The 20573-nt window shown below is 55.4% G+C and carries 15 protein-coding genes; all 15 read left to right on the top strand.

Annotated features, from left to right (window positions below; genetic code table 11):
- Positions 1-528 (top strand): hypothetical protein, encoded by a 528-nt coding sequence (locus ACFSO0_RS17510; protein WP_376882382.1) that lies wholly within the window; start codon positions 1-3, stop codon positions 526-528.
- Positions 521-2038, top strand: a complete 1518-nt coding sequence (locus ACFSO0_RS17505) for an AAA family ATPase (protein ID WP_376882380.1) — start codon at positions 521-523, stop codon at positions 2036-2038. The genes ACFSO0_RS17510 and ACFSO0_RS17505 overlap by 8 nt, the downstream gene beginning before the upstream one ends.
- Before the next feature lie 154 nt (positions 2039-2192).
- Positions 2193-4679, top strand: a complete 2487-nt coding sequence (locus ACFSO0_RS17500) for a WIAG-tail domain (RefSeq protein WP_376882378.1) — start codon at positions 2193-2195, stop codon at positions 4677-4679.
- A 203-nt stretch (positions 4680-4882) separates the two neighbouring features.
- Positions 4883-6172 carry an asparagine--tRNA ligase gene (gene asnS, locus ACFSO0_RS17495; protein WP_376882376.1) on the top strand — a complete coding sequence of 430 codons (1290 nt, stop codon included), beginning with the start codon at positions 4883-4885 and terminating at the stop codon, positions 6170-6172.
- Between the two features lie 120 nt (positions 6173-6292).
- Complete coding sequence (locus tag ACFSO0_RS17490) at positions 6293-6970, top strand: DnaD domain-containing protein (protein WP_376882374.1); 678 nt, start codon at positions 6293-6295, stop codon at positions 6968-6970.
- A gap of 129 nt (positions 6971-7099) precedes the next feature.
- Positions 7100-7522, top strand: a complete 423-nt coding sequence (locus tag ACFSO0_RS17485) for a hypothetical protein (RefSeq protein WP_376882372.1) — start codon at positions 7100-7102, stop codon at positions 7520-7522.
- Positions 7503-8690: a glycosyltransferase family 4 protein gene (locus tag ACFSO0_RS17480; protein WP_376882370.1), complete on the top strand. Its 1188-nt coding sequence runs from the start codon at positions 7503-7505 to the stop codon at positions 8688-8690. Before ACFSO0_RS17485 ends, ACFSO0_RS17480 begins: the two co-directional genes overlap by 20 nt.
- 111 nt (positions 8691-8801) lie before the next feature.
- Positions 8802-9848: a glucose-1-phosphate thymidylyltransferase gene (locus ACFSO0_RS17475; protein WP_376882368.1), complete on the top strand. Its 1047-nt coding sequence runs from the start codon at positions 8802-8804 to the stop codon at positions 9846-9848.
- On the top strand, positions 9845-10648 hold the full coding sequence (locus ACFSO0_RS17470; RefSeq protein ID WP_376882366.1) for a glycosyltransferase family 2 protein: 804 nt from the start codon (positions 9845-9847) through the stop codon (positions 10646-10648). The genes ACFSO0_RS17475 and ACFSO0_RS17470 overlap by 4 nt, the downstream gene beginning before the upstream one ends.
- Positions 10645-11595 (top strand): NAD-dependent epimerase/dehydratase family protein, encoded by a 951-nt coding sequence (locus ACFSO0_RS17465; protein WP_376882364.1) that lies wholly within the window; start codon positions 10645-10647, stop codon positions 11593-11595. Before ACFSO0_RS17470 ends, ACFSO0_RS17465 begins: the two co-directional genes overlap by 4 nt.
- Positions 11596-11618: 23 nt before the next feature.
- Positions 11619-12692 (top strand): glycosyltransferase, encoded by a 1074-nt coding sequence (locus tag ACFSO0_RS17460; protein WP_376882361.1) that lies wholly within the window; start codon positions 11619-11621, stop codon positions 12690-12692.
- Positions 12693-12704: 12 nt separating this feature from the next.
- The gene (locus ACFSO0_RS17455; RefSeq protein WP_376882359.1) at positions 12705-13991 is read left to right on the top strand and encodes a UDP-glucose dehydrogenase family protein; all 1287 of its coding nucleotides are present in this window, start codon (positions 12705-12707) and stop codon (positions 13989-13991) included.
- 103 nt (positions 13992-14094) lie between these two features.
- Positions 14095-15948 carry an oligoendopeptidase F gene (gene pepF / locus ACFSO0_RS17450; protein ID WP_376882356.1) on the top strand — a complete coding sequence of 618 codons (1854 nt, stop codon included), beginning with the start codon at positions 14095-14097 and terminating at the stop codon, positions 15946-15948.
- A 254-nt stretch (positions 15949-16202) separates the two neighbouring features.
- Entirely contained in the window at positions 16203-17423 is a 1221-nt protein-coding gene (locus ACFSO0_RS17445; RefSeq protein ID WP_376882354.1) for an efflux RND transporter periplasmic adaptor subunit, read from the top strand.
- A gap of 4 nt (positions 17424-17427) precedes the next feature.
- The gene (locus ACFSO0_RS17440; protein WP_376882352.1) at positions 17428-20511 is read left to right on the top strand and encodes an efflux RND transporter permease subunit; all 3084 of its coding nucleotides are present in this window, start codon (positions 17428-17430) and stop codon (positions 20509-20511) included.
- The last annotated feature ends 62 nt before the right edge of the window (positions 20512-20573 follow it).

Here is a 20573-nt window from a genome sequence, read left to right as displayed (position 1 = left end):
GTGCAATTGAAAAAGGGTGCGATTGGAATGTCCCTGGTAGCGACACTCGCTCTCCTGTTCGGTGGATGGTTCTTGTATCAAAAGATCGAGATTGAAGAACCGATCCGGACAGAAATCGGACAGCTGCAATCCGCTTCACTGACACATCTGGATGTAGGCAAAGACAAGATTGAAATAGATTTGAAAGTGACCAAACCAAAAGCATTTCCACAGGACTTTCGCCACCTGCAGGAGACGACAGCCAGCCTGTCCGCAGGCAAGCAGGTCGAAATTCGCGTGGACAATCAGTCGCGAAGCTTGAAGGATGTCTGGAATAACGGTCAGTTCGTGTTTACGGAAGCGATTGAACTGCACCAATACAGCCGTATTCCGCAGCTGGTTGAACAGTGGAAGGCGGAGCATCAGTTAGACGATGCATCGGCGTTGATGGATGACACGAACATTTACGTTTATTTGAAAAAGGGATCGGAGGACTTTTATACGATCGTCCCCCGTTCCACGGAAGATGAGGTGACGGCTCGTGGGTAAAGAATGGTTGCTCGGCGTCATTCCCGGGGTCTTGATCTTTCTCCTGTTTTTGGGTGTCAATATCGTGCCGTTCGTGTTGTTTGCCCTGGTGCTCGGGGCGATTTTTTTCCTCATCAGGCGGCAGCAGAGCGGTCAGGGAGGCAATTTTGCGCTCGGCAGCAAGAGCAGGCAGAACGGGCATGTCATCCCGAAGACCGACATCCAGTTTGCTGACATTGGCGGACAGGAGCGGGCGAAGAAGGAACTGAAGGAGGCGCTTGATTTTCTCGTCTACAAGGACAAAATCGAACAATACGGCATCCGTCCGATCAAAGGCGTGCTGCTTACGGGTCCTCCCGGGACAGGGAAAACGTTGATGGCAAAGGCAGCAGCCAATTACACGAACTCTGCTTTCGTGGCAGCTTCCGGCTCTCAGTTTGTGGAGATGTACGTCGGAGTAGGGGCCCAGCGAATTCGTGACATGTTCAAGGAAGTCAGAGCGATGGCAGAGAAAAACGGGCAGGACAGCGCGATCATTTTCATCGACGAGATCGATGTCATCGGTGGCAAGCGAGACGGGCAGCAGCAAAAGGAATACGATCAGACGTTGAACCAGCTGCTGACGGAAATGGACGGAGTGGCGACGAGCGACAAGCCGCGCGTCCTCGTCATGGCGGCGACCAACCGGAAAGATATGTTGGACGCGGCACTGCTTAGGCCGGGACGCTTTGACCGGCACATCAATGTCGACTTGCCGGACAAGCCTGCTCGCGAGCAGATTTTGACGATTCACACGGCCAATAAGCCTTTAGGTGATGATGTCGTGCTGGATAAGGTGGCGCAGGAGACGTTTGGCTTCTCCGGTGCGCAGCTGGAGAGCGTGGCCAACGAAGCAGCGATCTATGCGATGCGGGAAAACAGCAGCAAGATCGAGGCGCGTCATTTTGCCTACGCGGTCGACAAAGTCATGCTCGGGGAAAAGGTAGACCGCGAAGCGTCGGAAGAAGAAAAACGAAGAGTGGCACTCCACGAACTGGGCCATGCGATTGTCAGCGAAGTCGTGCGTCCCGGTTCGGTATCCCAGGTGACACTGAGTCCGCGCGGGCAAGCGTTGGGCTATGTCCGGCAAAATCCGATGGAAGACCGCTACCTGTACACGAAGGAAGCGATGGAAAAACAAATCATGGTCAGTCTGGGCGGGGCGGTTGCCGAGGAGATTTACTACGGCGGGCGCAGCACTGGCTCCAAAAACGATTTTGAGCAAGCACTCGGGATGGCACAGGAGATCGTGCAGAGCGGGATGTCCCGTCTGGGGATCGTCCATCTGCAATATGTGGACAAGACGCGGATTCACGAGGAAGTGGAGTTTTTGCTGGAAAGTCTGCTGAAAAGGACGCGTGAGCTGCTCGGCAAGCATGATGCGGTCTTTCAAAACAGCCTGCAAACCTTGCTGGATGCCGAAGTGCTGCAAGGAGACGAATTTCGCGCGCTGCTTTCGCAAAATCAGGTGCAAGACACTGTGGCTGTGTAACGATTCCCCGAACGGGAAGCACAGCCGCATCTACCCGTTTGGCCAATTGCCATATTGGCCGGCGGGTTTTTTGTTTGCTGCGGGTGCCAAACGCCTAGTCCTCTGAATAACCTACTAAAGATACGGGATAGACATCAGGAGGCAAGGAGACTCTATGGCAAATGTAAACCGGCGAAAGCTGAACAAAAACCTGGGGAAATCGTTCAAGCATAGTTCATTGGAGAACGAAATCCCTCTGCTGAAGACCAAATCGGAAGCAGATTGGCTGCACGATCTGGAGGTCGAGCTGCTGGACTCGGAGCTGAATGCTGCTTCCTTTGAGCCGCCACCTTATTCGCAGAGGAGCAGTCATGCAGTGACGCCTCCTCTGCAAAAACTTCCGTCCCAAGGAATTTCCTCCAATCAGACGACGTTCACCCGCGTGATTAAAGACCGCAACGACGACCGAGATCGATCCTTTGTGTACACGGACGATTTGACGGATCAGTCCGTCACCAGCGAAAAAATCGCCAATCGCTCCATTGACGCATCCAAAATCAAACCAGGGACGCTGGAGACATCTCTGCTCAAAGACTATGCGGTGGACAGCAGCAAGCTGGCCGATCATAGCGTGACTTCATCCAAGATCGCGCCGCAGGCGATCCAGGGCGAGCACATAGGCAAAGGAATCATCACAAACGACATGATCTGCGACCGTTCGATCACCGGCCAGAAGCTCGCCAACAACAGCATCACGGCCGAGAAGCTGGCAGATAAAGTCATCGACTCCATGAAATTTGCCGAGGGTGCCATTTCCAGCAAGCACATTCAGGAGCAATCCATTACAACCGAGCTCATCCAGGATCAGGCGGTCACGGCGGATAAGATCAAGACGGGCGGCGTACAGACGAGACATTTGGCCAATTACGTCATCAATTCGGTCAAACTCGAAGACGGGGCGGTGACGAATGACAAGCTGCGGGATGCGGCCGTCACCGCAAGCAAGATTGACGAAGAAGCGGTTGAATCCCGGCACATTCGGGAAGGCGCGATTCTGCACCATCACATTGCCGAACAGGCGATCGACGGAAGCCATCTTGCTCCGGGAGCAGTCTCGGACGTGCATATCGCCTTTCAGACGATCTACAGCCAGCATCTGCATCCCGAAGCCGTCACGAGCGACAAAATCAGCGCGTACGCCGTTTTGACCGAGCATCTGGACCATTCCAGCGTCACCGCTGAGAAAATTGCCAAGGAATCGGTGGGAAGTCTGCATCTGCAGGCAGCCAGCATCCAGACGACACATCTGCAAGACAACGCCGTGACGACGAAAAAAATCGGTGACCAGCAAGTGACGACGCTAAAACTGGCGGATAAATCCGTAACGAGCGACAAGCTCAGCAGCAGAAGCGTATGGAGCCACCATCTGCTGGAGGAAAGCGTCCAGACAAGACATCTGGCAGACAGTGCGGTAACGCCGGAGAAGCTGGCGAAGCGCTCTATCGAGGAACAGCATCTGACGGAACGTCTCATCGGCGGCGCGCATTTGCGCGAGTACGCGGTGCAGACGCATCACTTGACGGATCACGTCATCACGACCTCCAAGCTCGCTCCCGAATCAGTCTCCACGGATAAAATTACGGAGCTTAGCGTCACTACGGGCAAGCTCGCGGATGCGGCGGTCACAGCGCAAAAGATGGCTAGCGAAGCGGTGAAAACCCGCCATCTGAGCAAAGCCGCCGTCACGAGCGACAAGCTCGCCGAGAAATCCGTGACGTCGTCGCACATCGCCAGTCTGTCCATTCAAAACGAACATCTGCAGCCCAAGTCGATCTCCAAGGAAAAGCTGCAGGAAGGCAGCGTCACGCGGGAGAAGCTTGTCGATCGGGTCGTCGACGGCAACAAGCTCGAACTGAAATGCGTGACGGGCGAGCATGTTGTCCCCGAGTCGTTGACCAGCAAACATCTTGCAGAAGGCAGCATCACCGGGGAAAAACTGACGCAAAAGGTCATAGAAACGAAGCATCTGACCGATGGAGTCGTCACGGAGGAGAAGCTTGCAGACAGCAGCGTGACCGGCAGGAAGATCGTTCCGGGAGCGATACGCGATGCCCATTTGGCAGACAATACCATTACGGCGGAAAAGCTGGCCTTCCAGCCTGTGGAAACGAATCGGCATCTCGGAGTAACCTTTCAGCAGTTCGGATTTACTCCGTTTCGGCTGGAGTCGAACCAGCTATGTGCAGACGTCAAGGTGACCTTGCCGCATGCGTATGCGAATGAGAACTATTGCATCGTGGCCATGACCAATCAGGCGGGAGTGGGCGCATCGCTCAAAAAGCAGGTGAAATCAGGCGCACTCATCTCCGTCTTCCGTGGACAGGGCACAGCAGAGACGAGCGGCATTCTGCAGTGGATTGCCATCGGTGAAAAGGGGAGCGAGAGAGGCAGCGAGAGCGACTTGGCTTTGCTGCTGGAAGAGCAAGAGTCTTCTTCTGCTGCGGCAGGGCAGGCGGCAAGCGGGCTGGACGATCTGCTTGCAGAGCAAGAATTGCGGGCGGAGTTCGAGATTCTGAATGAGGAAGAACCGGTTTTGCCAGATCTGGAGAATACCGGAGAGGCGGAGCCATCCGAGCACGATAAGGAAACGGAAGATGCTTGACAGGGATGGCAGTCGTCCAAAGAAAACGGAAAACAGCAAGAGAACCTTTCTGCCAGATGCAGGAAGGTTTTTGTTTTCATAATAATATTATGGTAAACTGAATGGAGGAGTCTTTCATTGAATTTGCCTGACCCCGATAGTATAATTGTGAGGTATACCCGCTATTGACTTGCGCGGGATGGTAAATGGAGGGAATGGTTCCGATGTTGACGACGATTGCTCAAATTGGGCAGCATGTTGGACAAGAAGTGCGATTGGGTGGCTGGCTCTACAACAAGCGAGGCAGCGGAAAAATCCAATTTCTGCAATTGCGTGACGGCTCCGGCTTTATCCAAGGGGTCGTGGTAAAGGCAGAGGTAGCCGAAGAAGTTTGGGAAAGAGCATCAAAACTGACACAAGAAAGTTCTCTATACATAACAGGCGTCGTTCGTGCAGACGATCGCGCGCCAAGCGGATATGAGCTGAACGTAACGGGACTGGAGATCATCCAGCTCGCGGAAAACTATCCGATCTCCTTGAAAGAGCACGGGGTCGACTTTTTGATGGACCATCGTCATCTGTGGCTGCGCACTCCGCGTCAGCGCGCCGTTATGTCTATCCGCTCCGAAGTGATTCGCGCCGTGTACGAATTTTTCCACCAAAACGGGTTCTACAAGGTCGATCCCCCGATTTTGACCCCTACCTCTGCGGAAGGGACGACCAATCTGTTCCATACAAAATATTTCGATGAAGACGCTTACTTGTCTCAGTCCGGGCAGTTGTACATGGAAGCAGCGGCGATGGCATTGGGCCGCGTATACTCCTTTGGCCCGACATTCCGTGCCGAGAAATCCAAAACTCGCCGCCACCTGATCGAGTTCTGGATGATCGAGCCGGAGATGGCGTTCGTGGATCACGAGGAGAACCTGCGCATCCAGGAAGCATTCGTCTCCCATATCGTGCAATCCGTGCTGAAAAACTGCCAACTGGAACTGAAAACGCTGGAGCGGGATACGACCAAGCTGCAAAACGTGACCGCACCGTTCCCGCGCATCAGCTATGACGATGCGATCAAACTGCTGCAGGAAAAAGGCAGCGACATCAAATGGGGCGACGACTTCGGCGCACCGGACGAGACGGCGATCGCCGAGCACTTTGACAAGCCGGTGTTCATCACCAACTACCCGACCGAGATCAAGGCGTTCTACATGAAGCCTCATCCGGAGCGCCCGGAAGTCGTGCTGTGCGCCGACCTGATCGCGCCGGAAGGATACGGCGAGATCATCGGGGGCAGTCAGCGCATCGATGATCCGGAGCTCTTGGCGCAGCGCTTCGCCGAGCATCAACTGTCCGAAGAAGCGTACCAGTGGTACATGGATCTGCGCAAGTACGGTACCGTGCCTCATTCCGGCTTCGGGCTGGGTCTGGAGCGCACCATCGCCTGGATCTGTGGACTCGACCACGTGCGTGAGACCATTCCGTTCCCGCGCATGCTGTATCGTCTCTACCCGTAATTCGTCTCGTCAAGTGGACACCCTGTTGCTGGAGGGCAGCAGGGTGTTCCTGTTGTCGCGCGAGTAACCGGCAGAATCTGCACTCCCTTGTCATTCCAACACAGAGGTGATTTTGGCTTTATGGATTCTCAAATATTGCAACTGTTGCAAGAAGGTGCAACATCCGTCTCCAACCTGCTCCTGAAAATGTACAAACGCATGTCGCTGGCTGATGACGAGATGATGCTGCTCATCCATTTGCTTTCCTTTCAGCAGGAGGGGAACCGTTTCCCGACCTTGACCGAACTGGAAGAGCGCATGTCCATGTCCAACATGAGACTGATCCAGTCGCTGCAAAAGCTGTTGAAGGAAGAGTGGATTAGCATTGACGAATTTGTCGACCCTCAAACCGGGATGCGGCATGAGCAATACAATTTGACGCCTTTGTATCGGAAACTGTACCAGACCTGGAGAGAGCAGCAGACAGCGACGCACCTGTTCGACGAGGTGGGCGGGCAGCACAGGCAGACAGCCAGCGCGAGCGATGACGAGCCGGTCGCGATCTACAGCCGCTTCGAGCAGGCATTCGGGCGGCCTTTGTCTCCGTTCGAGCTGGAGAGCATCCACATGTGGACGGGACAAGACGGATATTCCGACGAGCTCATTTTGACCGCCCTGCGCGAGGCTGCTACCGTTGGAAAGCTGCACATTCGCTACATTGACCGCATTTTGCTAGAATGGCAAAAACAGCAAATTACCAGTGTGGAGCAGGCCCGCCACTACAGCATGAACTTCCGTCGGCATCGCCAACCGCTTTGATTGCGTGCAATCGAGGCGGTTTTTTCTTTGCTTCGGTACTGGTTACGTACCCATTTTCCCAAAGCGTCATACCCTATAGCATACTTATCCCCCAAATGGCAGGGGCAACAAGGCTGGAGGGAATGTCTCGTGGAAAAAAGGAAAAAAGGCGATCTGCCGCATTGGGTCATGCCGGGCGTTTTTTCTGGCAACTTTGTGGTAGAGGAAGCAGTTGAGCGTATTACGATTGTCAAACCGATGGAAAAAGAGCCGGAACCGACAATGGAGGCGCCGCACGCGCCCGTCGTCGAAGCAGTGACACAGCCGATAGCAGGAGCGAAGCCGGAGCAGCCCATCGAGATCATTTTGACGCAGAAGGAATCCGTTCTCCGCGATCAGGTAGAAAAGCTGGAGCTTGCAGTCGCCGCCTTGAAAGAGGAAATCGCCTCCTGGGAAAGCCGCTTCAAGCAACTGGAAGAGAAACAGGCCAAGGAACTGCAGTATTTGTATCAGGTCGTGCTTGCCTTGAAAAAGGAGTGGGAGAGCGAACGTAATGAAGATCGCCATCATTAGTCCGGGCCCTTTCTCCGTCCCGCCGGTCAAAGGCAGCTCAGTCGAACACGATATAGACGAAGTAACCAAAATGATCGATCCCGAGCACCAGGTCACCATCTATACGCGCACCTGCGCTGCTTATCCGAAATCGGCGGTGGAAGAGAACCGCCAGTTTATTCGCTTCCCTTATCACGGGCCAAAGCCGTATTTGCGGCGGATTATTCAGCATCTTCAAAAGCACAAGCCGGATGTCATCATGGTGGAGAACAGGCCGATCTACGTACTTGCCATCAAACGAAAGCTCCCGAGCATTCCGGTTTTCGTCAATATGCATTCCCACGTTTACGGCTCCCAGGCGATCATCAGCAAGGAAAAGATGAGGAAAGTCGTCCGGCTCGCGTCCGGTTTTTTTACAAACAGCGAATTTTTGCGCCGCCACTTTATGAAGTCATGCAATATCCCTGCCCATAAAATCCATGCCGTACATCTGGGTGTGGATGTCACCCCGTATCAGGTGGCCAGAATCCACTACGCAATCCGCAAGCTCCGCAAACAGATCGGCCTTTCTCCGGAAGATCGCGTCCTGCTTTATGCAGGCAGGCTGATGCGGGCGAAAGGGGTGCATGTACTGCTGGAGGCTTTCCGCGAGGTCAGCCGGCAAGACCCGCTGGCCCGGCTCGTCATCGTAGGCGGTACGGGCTATGGAAGCAACCGGCTGAATCCGTACGTGCGTGAATTGCATCGGCTGGCAAAGCCGCTGGGCGACAAGGTCAAGTTCGTCAATTTCGTACCGACCGCGGAAATGCCGTTATACTACCAGCTCGGCGATATCGTCGCGACGCCGTCGGTCTGGAAGGAGGCATTCTGCCGCGTCAATCTGGAGGCGATGGCTTCCGGAAAACCTGTCATCACGTCGCCCAGGGGCGGCATCGGAGAAGTCGTGAAGCACCAAGAGAGCGGGTTTTTGCTTGCGCCCAGGCGGTGGAAGAAAGAGCTGCCCGCGATATGGGAATTTCTCTGGAGCGCCCCGGCAGTCCGGGCGGAGATGAGCAAAAATGCGGTGATGAGAGCCAAGCAGTTTTCCTGGTATGCCACCGCCCAAGGTTATTTGCACGTATTCGAGAAAGTGCTGAACAAGCAGACAGCCGTCCCCATTCCCAAAGAGCCGCTGCGCAAAACGGGCTAATGCCCGTGCGCTTTTACCCATTCTTGCTCCCCATTGGACGTCAGCCCTGTCCAGCAAGCAAGCAACGCATACTTTATAAGTATCGCAGAGCACCTTTGGGGAGTGATACTTGTGAAAGGGTTAATCTTGTGTGCTGGACGGGGTACGCGACTTCATCCGTTCTCCTATTCGCAGCCCAAAACCCTCCTCCCTGTGGCCAATCATCCGGTATTACACTACTGCATTCGCAAATTGCGTGAAGTGGGTGTCAATGACATCGGGATCGTCATTCACCCTTCCCAAGTACAAATTCCTCCTCTCGTAGGCGATGGTAGTCAATTCGGGGCTACCATTACGTTTATTGAGCAAAAGGAACCGCTGGGAATCGCACATGCCGTCCAATTGGCGCAACCGTTCCTGCATGACGAACCGTTTATTTTGTTACTCGGTGACAACTTGTTGATGGATTCGTTGCACGGACTGAAGCGTGTGTTTTCGACGGAAGCATCCGACGGCGTTGTGATGCTAAGTGAGGTGGAGAGACCACAGGATTATGGGATCGCCGAAGTACAGGGAGGGCGTCTGGTCTCGGTTGAGGAAAAACCCCGCCAGCCGAAGAGTAATCTGGCGGTGATCGGCGCATACCTGTTCACCCAACCCATTTTTGAGTCGATTGCTGCACTTCAGCCATCTGCCCGAGGTGAATATGAGATCACGGATGCGATCCAGTCGATGATTGATCGCGGTTTCCATATCGCTCATGCTGTAACAACCGGGAAGTATTCGGATGTCGGTACGATCGAGCGCTGGCTGGAGGCGAATCGCTGGATGCTGGACAGTGATTTGGGCAAAACCCATCAGATTGGGCCAAACTCTGTCGTGGAAAATTGTGAAATCGTCGGACCTGTCTTGATCGGGGATGGCTGCGTCATACGCAACTGCAGGCTGGGCCCTTTTGTTTCCATACAAAACGGCGTCCATTTAGACAACTGTGCCCATATCGAAAACAGTATTTTACTGGAAAACTGCACGTTGCGAGATGTTGCCTGGAAGGTGACGGACAGCGTGTTTGGCCGATCGTCTCGCTTGACAGGAAATTTATCGGACAACAGCGGCATCTTCATTTTGAGCGATAAATCTTCCATTCGCATGCCTGCCGCGAAGAGGGAGGAGCCATGAATCCGACCTTCACCGTTGTGATCCCGACGTATAATCGCGCCCAGTTTATTCGGAAAGCGATCAGAAGCGTGCTCAGACAGACCTGCACGGACTGGAAGCTGCTGATCATGGACGATGCCTCTACGGACAATACCCGAGCCAAGGTTGAAAAATATTTGTTCTATCCGAATATTACGTACTATCGGATGGAGAAAAATTCAGGCATTTCCAAAGTGATGAACCAGGCGCTCTCCATGGTGGATACGCCCTACCTCGTTCAGCTGGATTCCGACGATTGGCTGCCCAAAAGGACGCTGGCCGTGCTGAAGAAATACATTCGCAAAAGCAAGCCGAGCACAGCCATGTTCTACGGAAACGTGAAAATCTGGCGGGTGAGCAAAGGGCGGTATTACAAGCCGTTTCTCGTCAAGCACAAGCATTTCCGCAACAAATACCAGTTTCTGAAGTACAACCGCTGGATGGTCGCGCCGCGCTGTTATCGGGTAGCGGCTTTGCGGGAGGTCGGCGGTTGGGACACTTCCGACAAGTACGAAGGGCGAATCATGGAAGATCGCCGCATCATTTTGCGGCTGATTGAACGCTACCGTCTCCGCTATATCAACAAAAAGCTCTACAACCGCACCAAACACCGCGGACAGCTCACAGACGGAAAGATGAAGCGCAGGCGCAATCAACTCCGCCGCAAAACATTTAAATACTATTTGAAACGTTGGGGAAATAAATACAAGCCGGTTTTTGGGTATAAAAACGGCTATCTGATCATTAAACGGTTACGGAAAGTGAGGCGGCGACGGCGATGACAAAAGCGCTTGTCACCGGGTGTGCCGGGTTTATTGGGTCCCACCTGACTCAACGCCTGTTGAGTGAAGGGGTAACAGTCATTGGTGTCGATGGGTTCCTCGACAATTACGATGTAGCTGCCAAGCTGCGTAATTTGGGGGAAATCGGAAATCATCCGGCCTTTACCTTTCATTCGGCGATGCTGCAAGCGCAGCGGTGGAAGGATTGGCTGGACGGAGTGGATGTCGTCTATCACCTCGCTGCGCTGCCGGGAGTGCGAAACAGCTGGGGTAAAGCGTTCGCAGACTATGTCAACCACAACGTGCTGGCGACGCAAATGCTGCTGGAGGCGTGTCTGCAACAGCCAAAACCTCCGACCGTCGTCGTCTCCTCGTCTTCCTCTGTGTACGGAACGATGCAAGGGACGTTCACGGATGAGACAGCACCGCTCCGTCCTGTATCGCCCTACGGCGTGACCAAGGAAGCGATGGAGCAAATCTGCCAGGTATACGTCAAAGCATACGGCCTGCGGGTCACTATGCTGCGTTACTTTACCGTATACGGCCCCAGACAGCGTCCGGACATGGCCTTCCACCGCTTTATCCGTCAACTGCTGAAAGGCGAGCAAGTGGTCGTCTACGGGAACGGCCAGCAATCAAGGGACTTTACCTACGTGTCAGATGCGGTGGAGGCCAATCTTCTGGCAGCGCGCCATGCTTTGCCGGGGGAAATCTTCAACGTCGGCGGGGACCGGGAGATCAAGCTGCTTGATGTGCTGGCGATCATGGGCAGTCTGCTGAACGTGACGCCCAAAATCGTGTTCCAGCAAGGACCGGCCGGCGATTCCTTGCGCACCTGCGCGGATATACAACTGGCCAGGACACGGCTCGGATACCGGCCGAAAGTGACGCTCGAAGAAGGTCTTCGCCTGCAGTTGGCCGACATGCGCGCACAAGCCAAGGGCTAACTTGGAAAAAGGAGGCCGGTTGCATGCATCGGGTGCTCGTCTACCGAAGAAAATTTCTGCCGAGAAGCGAAACGTTTATTTACGAGCAGTTGCTGGGACTTCGTCAGGTAAAGCCGCTGGTATTAACCCGGCAGCGTCCATTTAACCGCAAGCAGTTCCCGTTTTCGCCGGTCTATGTCCGCAAGCGTATGGCCGGCCTCTCCGCATGGTTGAAAAAACGGAAGATCAAGTGCTTGCACGCGCGATTCGGACCTGCCGGGCTGGAGTTGCTTCCGTTCGCCCGCAAAACTGGGATTCCGCTCATCACGTCTTTTCACGGATTTGACGCCACCAAGCGGGTCCGGACCAATCCCCGGTACAGGAAAGCGCTAAGGAAGCTCTTTCGTAAGGGCAAAGCGTTTACGGTCGTCAGCGATCATATGAAACGGCGGTTGATTCGGCTTGGCTGTCCTGCGAAGAAAATTACCTTGATCCGGTCGGGAATCGATCTGCGCAAGTTTCCCATGCTGCCGCCGCAGCCTGTGGAAGACGGCGCTTTTCGGCTGCTTAGCGTGGGACGGTTGACGGAGAAAAAAGGAATGGACACCTTGGTCAGGGCGTTCGCCAGCGTGCGGAAAAAGCATCCACGCGCCAAGCTCGTCATTGTGGGAGAGGGCGATCAAAAGCCGAAGCTGCGGCGATTGATAAAAAAATACCGGCTCGGGAAGCAGGTCGTGCTCAAAGGCGCGCTGCCACACCAAGAGGTGCAACGGGAAATGGCGAGATGCCACCTGTTCGTGATCGCCTGCAAAACGGCGCGAAACGGAGACCAGGAAGGCATTCCCAACGTGCTGATGGAAGCGATGGCAACCGGAAGACCTGTCGTTACTACGCATCACGCGGGCATTCCCGAACTGGTCAAACACAAGGAGACCGGGTATCTCGTGCCAGAGCGGGCACCGGCCAAACTGGGACGCATGCTCAACCGCGTCCTGGACTCGCAGGAGGAATGGCCGCAGGTCGTTGAGCGGGCTCGGGAGAAGGTCGAACGCAACCATAACATCGACAGGCAGCGCGAGAAGCTGGAAGAGCTGTACCTGCGCGTAATGAAAAAATGATGGGGTGAAAGCATGAAGGTTGCCGTTATCGGTACCGGATATGTAGGAGTGACGACGGCTGTTTCACTTGCGATGAACGGCCATGAGGTCCTTGGGATCGATCTGGTGAAAGCGAAAGTGGACCAGCTGCGCATGGGAAAGTCGCCTATTTATGAGCCGGGTCTGGAAGCAGCATTGGCAGCAATGCTGGCGCAAGGGACGCTGAACTTCACCACGGACATCGCGGATGCGCAGGATGCGGAAATCTTGTTTGTTTGTGTCGGGACACCCGAGTCTGCAGACGGAACTGCTGATTTGTCCTACTTGCAAGGCGCTGTTGCTGACATTGCCAAGCTGCAGCAGGCCAGCCCCCGCAGCCGTGTCATCGTCATCAAAAGCACAGTCCCGGTCGGAACGGGTGACAGGATCGCCGAACAGCTGCGGGACTTCAAAGGCGTCCACGTGGCGTCCAATCCCGAGTTTTTGCGGGAGGGAAGCGCTCTGCAGGACGCGCTGCAGCCATCGCGCATCGTCGTCGGGACCGATCATCCGGACGCGGCGGCAGCGCTGGAGCAGCTGTACGAAGGGGTGGCGGCTCCGCGAGTAGCGACGACCAGAGCCAACGCAGAGCTCATCAAGTACGCATCCAACGCTTTTTTGGCGACCCGGATTTCGTTCATGAACGAACTGGCGAGACTATGTGCCGCACTTGGTACAGACATCGTGACGGTGGCGCAGGGGATGGGACTGGACAGCCGGATCGGACCTGAATTTTTGCGGGCAGGCGTCGGCTACGGCGGCTCCTGTTTTCCGAAAGACACGATTGCCCTGCTGCAGCTTGCCCGTCATCACGGAATCCCTTTGACGATTCTCGAACAAGTGCGAGAGGTAAATGCGACGCAGCCCGCCTGGTTTTTGGGGCAACTGCAAAAGCGGTTGGGCGAGCTGCGCGGAAAAACCATTGCTGTTCTGGGCCTTGCCTTCAAACCGGACACGGATGACATTCGGGAAGCGCCAGCCCTGAAAGTGCTGGATGCGCTGCAACGGGCAGAAGCCCATGTGACCGCCTACGATCCGATCGCGATGCCTGCCGTCCGCGCGCTTTTCCCTCGTGTCCACTATACGGCTACCGCAGCCGAAGCATTCCAGGGAGCACATGCCGCGCTGCTCATTACCGAGTGGAAAGAGTGCGTGCGCCTGGATTGGCAGGAAGTAAAAGCAGCCATGGCGGCTCCCGTATTGTTCGACGGGCGCAATGCATGGCCGGCAAAAGAGCTGAAGGAAGCCGGATTCGACTATACGGGTGTAGGCAGAAGCTGACTTTTCCAGACGGGAGAAGTTGGCTTTTCTTCTGCCTGGAAACGTACGGGCGGCAGGCTATGATTTGAACCGGGAGGCATAATGCGATAGGATAAGCATATGGATGATTTCACCAGATAAGCAAATGACAAAGGGAGTGATCGTGGTGAACAAAAGCAAAACACTGCCGAAACGCAGTGACATCCCTGCCGAATTCAAGTGGCGTCTCGAAGATATTTATGCGACGGACGCCGACTGGGAAAAAGATGTGCAAAAAGCAAGGCAGCTCGCCGAGCAAATCGCCGGCATGAAGGGCAAGCTCGGCCAGTCCGGCCAGGAGCTGCTGGATGCCCTGAAGCTGCAGGACGAGGTGCTCCAGACGCTCGATCAAGTGTACGTCTACGCGCGCATGCGCCGCGATGAAGACAATGCCAACAGCAAGTACCAAGGCTTGACGGATCGGGCGACGAGCCTCAGCACCCAGGTGTACGGTGCGATTTCGTACATACAGCCGGAAATTTTGACCATTCCTTCGGAGGAGCTAAGCAAGTGGCTTACCGATGTGCCGGGCCTTGCGCACTACCGCATTTTGCTCGAGGAGATCACGCGCTTCAAGCCGCACACGCTGTCTACCGAGGAAGAGGCGCTGCTCGCCAATATGAGCGAATTGTCATCTGCGCCCAGCAAGATTTACGGGATGCTCGCCAATGCCGACATGAAATTCCCGATGATTACGGATGAAAACGGCGAGGAAGTCGAGCTGACGAAGGGACGCTACACGCACTTTATGGAAAGCAAGGACAGACGCGTGCGCAAGGAAGCCTTCGAGGCGTTGTACGCTACCTACGGCAAGTTCCGCAATACGATTGCAGCCTCGCTCACGTCTGCCATCAAGGGTGACGTCTTCCACGCCCGTACTAGGAAGTATCCGTCAGCACTCCACGCTGCGCTGTTCGCAGACAATGTGGAGCTGTCGGTCTACGAGAACCTGATCGCCACAATCCGCGAGCATTTGCCGCTGATGCATCGCTACATCGCGCTGCGGAAAAAGCTGCTCGGAGTCGACGAGCTGCACATGTACGACCTGTACGTGCCGATGGTCCCTGATGTAGACATGAAAATTCCGTACGAGCAGGCGGTCGCGACGATCAAGGAGGCGCTGCGGCCGCTGGGAGAAGAATACGGCCGCGTTCTGGAGGAGGGATTCTCCAACGGCTGGATCGATGTGCACGAGAATGAGGGCAAAACGAGCGGTGCCTACTCGTGGGGAGCGTACACCACGCATCCATACGTGCTGATGAACTACCAGGACAACGTGAACAACATGTTTACTCTGGCGCACGAAATGGGGCATGCCCTGCACAGCTACCACTCCAACCACGCCCAGCCTTACACGTATGCCGATTACAAGATTTTCGTGGCGGAAGTGGCTTCGACCTTGAACGAAGCCCTGCTCATGCATCATCTGCTGGAGAAGACGACGGACAAAAATGAGCGTCTGTTCCTGATTAACTACTACCTGGAGCAGTTCCGCGGGACCGTGTTCCGTCAGACCATGTTCGCCGAATTTGAGAAGATCGTGCACGAGAAGGAAGAGCAGGGCGAACCGCTGACAGCCGATTCGCTCAGCGAGATATACCGCGAATTGAACGTGGCTTACCACGGTCCGGACATGGTCGTAGACAGCCAGGTCGATCTGGAGTGGGCGCGGATTCCTCATTTTTATCGCAACTTCTACGTCTACAAGTACGCCACCGGGTTCTCCGCCGCGACCTCGCTCTCGAGGCAAATTTTGGAGGAAGGGCAACCTGCAGTGGAACGTTACCTGAATTTCCTGAAGAGCGGCAGCTCCGATTACCCGCTGAACCTGCTGAAGGCGGCAGGGGTGGATATGACGACACCCGAGCCGATCCGCGAAGGAATGGCCGTGTTCCAGCAGCTGCTGGAGGAAATGGAGCAGCTGGTCGCAGAAAAGTAAAGACGATGGCAAGGGCAGTTGCAAGTCAAAAAGAGTAGTCGCCTCGGCTGCTCTTTTTTGCATTTGTTCGCAATATCCTTGAAAAGCGGTAACTTTTCCCAATGCCATTCGTATATATGGATGTCTTGCGGATCGGCTGGCCCTCTCCGCCTTTGGACGGAGAACAAATTCCACCTGCTGGCTCTTTTGGGCGAGAGGGAAAAACTGGCACAATGAGGCAAGGAAATGATTGCGAATTATTTGGAGGAATTCAGGTGAAACAAAGAGCATCGATGATTATGGCTCTCCTGTTGCTCGCCACGACTGCGTGCGGGCCGGCTCCGGAAGCGCCGCCGCAAGCAGAGGCGAAGGCAAAACTGGTAGAGGTCGTGAAAGTGCAAAAGGCAAGCGGCCCCGTATGGGTAAGCGTGACCGGAATGGTAGAGGCGAAGCGGGATGTCGTGCTGCCTTTCGCCACAGGCGGGACCATCTCGGCTATCTCGGTCGGCAAAGGCGCGAGAATCGGCCAAGGGCAGCTTCTGGCAACGCTGGACACCCGGTATTATCAAAAGGAAGTGGAAGTGGCAGCGAGCCAGGTAGCAGAGGCGGCTGCACGCAAAGTTCAGACCCTCAAGGGGGCAACGGCCGAGGCGATTGAACAACAGCGCTTGCAGGTCAAAAGCGCACAAAGCCAGCTGGAAAAAGCGCGGCAGGACGTTGCAATCGGGGAGAAGCTGCTTGCTGGCGGCGCTATTTCGCTAAGCGAGATAAATGACCGGAAAAGGGCGCTGACACATGCGGAAATCGCTGCGAAGAATACGCAGCTGGCCCTGGATGAGCTGATGAGAGGGGCGCAGCCAGAAGATGTCGCCGTTGCCGATGCGACCATCAAGCAGGCAACCGGACAGGTGGAGCGGGCGAAAAAGAACCTCGACGACGCAAAAATCGAAGCTCCCTTTGCCGGAACGGTCGTGGATGTGTTCAAGCAAGCGGGCGAGCAGGCTTCCCCCGGTGAGGGCATCATTCATTTGGTAGACTTGTCCGAAGTGAAAGTGACTCTGGATGTCGCTGGCGACCTGATCAGTCAATTCCATGAAAAGGAAAACGTGCAGATCATGTCGGGCGACGGTAAGAAGAGCGAAGGGACGGTCACTTTCATTTCCCCCGTCGTTGATAAAGAGACGGGCAAATACCGGGTGGAGGTGACGGTCGCCAATCCGGACAGCTACTGGCGCGGCGGAATGACGGCGACGGTAGAGGTGCCGCGCAAGGTCAGCGGCTTCCTCGTGCCGCTGGAAAGTGTAGGCGTGAGCCAGTCCCAGCATTACGTGATGGCAGTCGAGAACGGCCTTACGGTACGCAAGGAAGTCAAAACCGGACAAATGGCAGGCGACCAGATCGAGATTTTGTCGGGGGTCAAAGAAGGGGACTTGTTGCTGCGCTCAGGCATTACGTTTTACGTCGAGGGGCAAAAAGTAGCGGCGAAAGGAGAATAGCGGGATGAACAAGATGATTCTCTTTTTGCTGAAACGAAGGCTCATTGTCTACCTGTTTACGTTTCTGATCGTCATGGCGGGCATCGGCTCGCTGCTCAGCTTCAACATCGAGCTGGTTCCGAAGACGAACTTCCCGATCTTGACCGTCAATATATCCGGAGGCGCGATCCCGCCGGAAGAGATGGAAGAAAAGGTCACGAAAAAGATCGAGCAAGAGCTGAAATCGATCGCGCAAATCAAGGAATATTCCTCTTCTTCCAGCTCAGGCTCCGTCAGTATCCAAATTACCGCCCAGGAAGGCGCTGGGGAAAAAGTCAAGCAGGACGTGCAAAATGCCGTAAACCGGCTGCGAAACGGCTTTCCGAAGGCGATCGACAGGGTAGAAGTGAACCAGATGAACTTCGGGGATGATGCCTTGATCGATTACGCGCTCGTCGGCGCCGATCCGCAGTCGATGCTCAGTCTGGCGAAGACGACCATCAAAGACAGGATCGAAGCCGTCCCCGGCGTCAAGGAGGTGGAAATCTCCGACCGCAGCTTTGAAAACCAGATCGCGGTGACGCTGCGTCCCGAGCAGCTTGGCGCGTACCGGGTGACAGCGCTGAAAGTCATCGGGCAGCTGCAGGAGACGAACTGGAAGCAAGCGGTAGGCACGCTGGAAAATGCCGGCTTTGACACCGTTGTCATGGTGGATGATTCCTACAGCACCGTGCAGGAGATTGCGGAGCTGCCGATCGAGACGCCAAAAGGGACTGTCCCGCTCAAGCAGCTGGCACAGATTCAGGACTTGCGGGGGCAGGTAAAGGACTCCGTGGCGCTGACGAATGGCAATGTCTTTATCCATATCAGCGTCAAACGGGCAGACGGCAGCGATCTGATCAGCACCCAGGGAAAGGTCGAGGAAGTCGTTCGGCAAATCAACGCGGAGGCAAACGGGCAGTACGAGATGAAAGTCATGGTGGAAGCTGTCTCGTACATCCAGCACGCCGTGACCAATTTGAGCCGTGACGTCCTGATCGGGGGCGCGCTGGCGATTATCATCCTGTTCGTCTTTTTGCGCAACTGGCGGGTCACGCTGGTCATTGCGACGACATTGCCGCTGTCTGCACTCCTCACCTTTATTGCCATGAAGCTCGGCGGGTACAACATCGACATGGTCACGCTGCTCTCGCTTAGCCTGTCGGTCGGATTGATCGTCGACGCGGCCATCGTCGTGCTGGAGAGCATTTACCACTTCCGGGAAAAGGGCGAACCGCTGCAGCAGGCGATCGTGAAAGGGACCCGGGAAGTGCTGACGCCCGTTTTTACTTCGCAATTGACGATTATCATTGTCTTTTTGCCGCTCATCTTTGCGGATTTTGAAGACTGGCTGAAGCCGATTTTGGCAACCATCGCCTTTACGGTCTCCTCCGCCATTATCGCTTCGACGATCGCGGCATTTTTCTTCGTCCCTGTCTTTTCCGACCGTTTTTTGCAAAAAGACAAACAAGTGTCGCTGGAAGGCCAAGCCAAAGAGCAGGCCATCGTCCGCTGGTTCGGCAGGCTGCTGGAGCTGGCGCTGCGCCACCGCTTCAAGGCGCTGCTGATCGCTCTCATCGCGTTCGTCGCAGCCGGCATGATGACGCCGTTTATGAAGATGGGGCAAGGCATTGACGCGAACGAAAACCTGGTGTTCGCCACAATCGACATGCCTGTCGGCTCCACGCTGGAGCGGACCCAGCAAGCCGCGCTGGCCGGTGAGCAGGCGCTGCGGGCCATACCCGAGGTGAAGGACGTCTTCTTCTTCTCCTCCAAAGAAAACTCGGAAATCTTCATTTCTTTGCGTCCGAAAAGCGAGCGTCAGCGCGACAAGGAAGCACTGACGGCGGACATCAACGAGCGGCTGAAGGCGATCCCGGGCATCGAATCGATCTCCACCAACTTTGGCGGGCAGGGGACAGATGCTCCCATCCAGCTCGATATCAAGGGAGACGACATGGAGCAGATGCGCAAGCTCGCAGCAGACGTCGAAGGCATGCTTGCCGCCATACCCGGCGTGAACAACATTCGCAACGACTTCAAGGATGGCAAGGAAAAGGTCACGCTCGTGCCAAAGCAGGAAGCGATGTCCCGTCTGAATGTGGACCCGCGCTCCATGCTGCAACAGCTTGGCACGATGATTGGCGAGCAGCCGATTACCACCATTACCAGGGACGGAATCGAGGTCGACGTCGTCGCGAAGCTGCCTGACAGTTGGCTCAAGCATCCCGACCAGCTGCGCAGCCTGATGATCGAAAACCGGAGCGGGGATCAGGTGCCTCTGGCAGAGCTGGTAGACTGGACGTACAGCAAATCTCCTGTCGTCATCACCCACGAAAAAGGCGAACGCATCGTCACCGTTTCCGCAGAGCTGCAGGGCAGTGACCTGGGGACGGTTGGGCGGCAGATCGCAGAAAAGCTGCCTGGCCTTGCCGTACCGGCTGGCTATGCGGTCGAAGTAGCCGGCAAGCTGAAAGAGCAGAGTGCCAACATGACACAAGGGGTGTTCGTGTTTGCTGGGGTGCTCGCCTTGATCTACGTCGTCATGGTCGCGCAGTTCGGATGCCTCTCCCAGCCGTTCATCATCCTCTTGACCATTCCGATGGCACTCGTCGGCGTCGTGGCCGGATTCATCCTGACGCAGCGCGTGTTTGGCGAGATGGCGATGATCGGGATCATCATGCTGGTCGGCATCGTCGTGTCGAATGCCATTTTGCTGATCGACCGGATCAACCTGCTGCGGGGACGCGGCATGAACCTGAAAGAGGCGATTGTCCAGGGCACGAAGGAGAGGGTGCGCCCGGTCATCATGACCAAGCTGACAGCGATTTTGGGCATGCTCCCGATGGGGCTTGCGATGGCGGAAGGCTCCGATCTGGAAGCGCCCCTCGCCACTGCTGTCATTTCCGGGCTGATCTTTCACACGATCGTGACGCTTGTGCTGGTCCCGGTGCTCTACTCGCTGTTTGAAGGAGCCAAGGAAAAGCGGCAGGCACGCCGGGAAGCACGATTGGCCAAACGGCTGCAGAAGCGAGCGGATAAGGCAAAGCTGCAGCCTACCGAGCTGTAGGTGAGCGTGCAAGCTGAGAAGAGGAGTGTGTTTTCCTCTTTCTCTTGCTTTTCGTCTGTCAG

Origin of the sequence: Brevibacillus sp. GCM10020057 (genome assembly GCF_042683565.1) — a bacterium.
GTDB lineage: Bacteria > Bacillota > Bacilli > Brevibacillales > Brevibacillaceae > Brevibacillus.
Note: the sequence above shows the minus strand (reverse complement) of the source record. Positions and strands in the feature narration are given on the sequence as shown.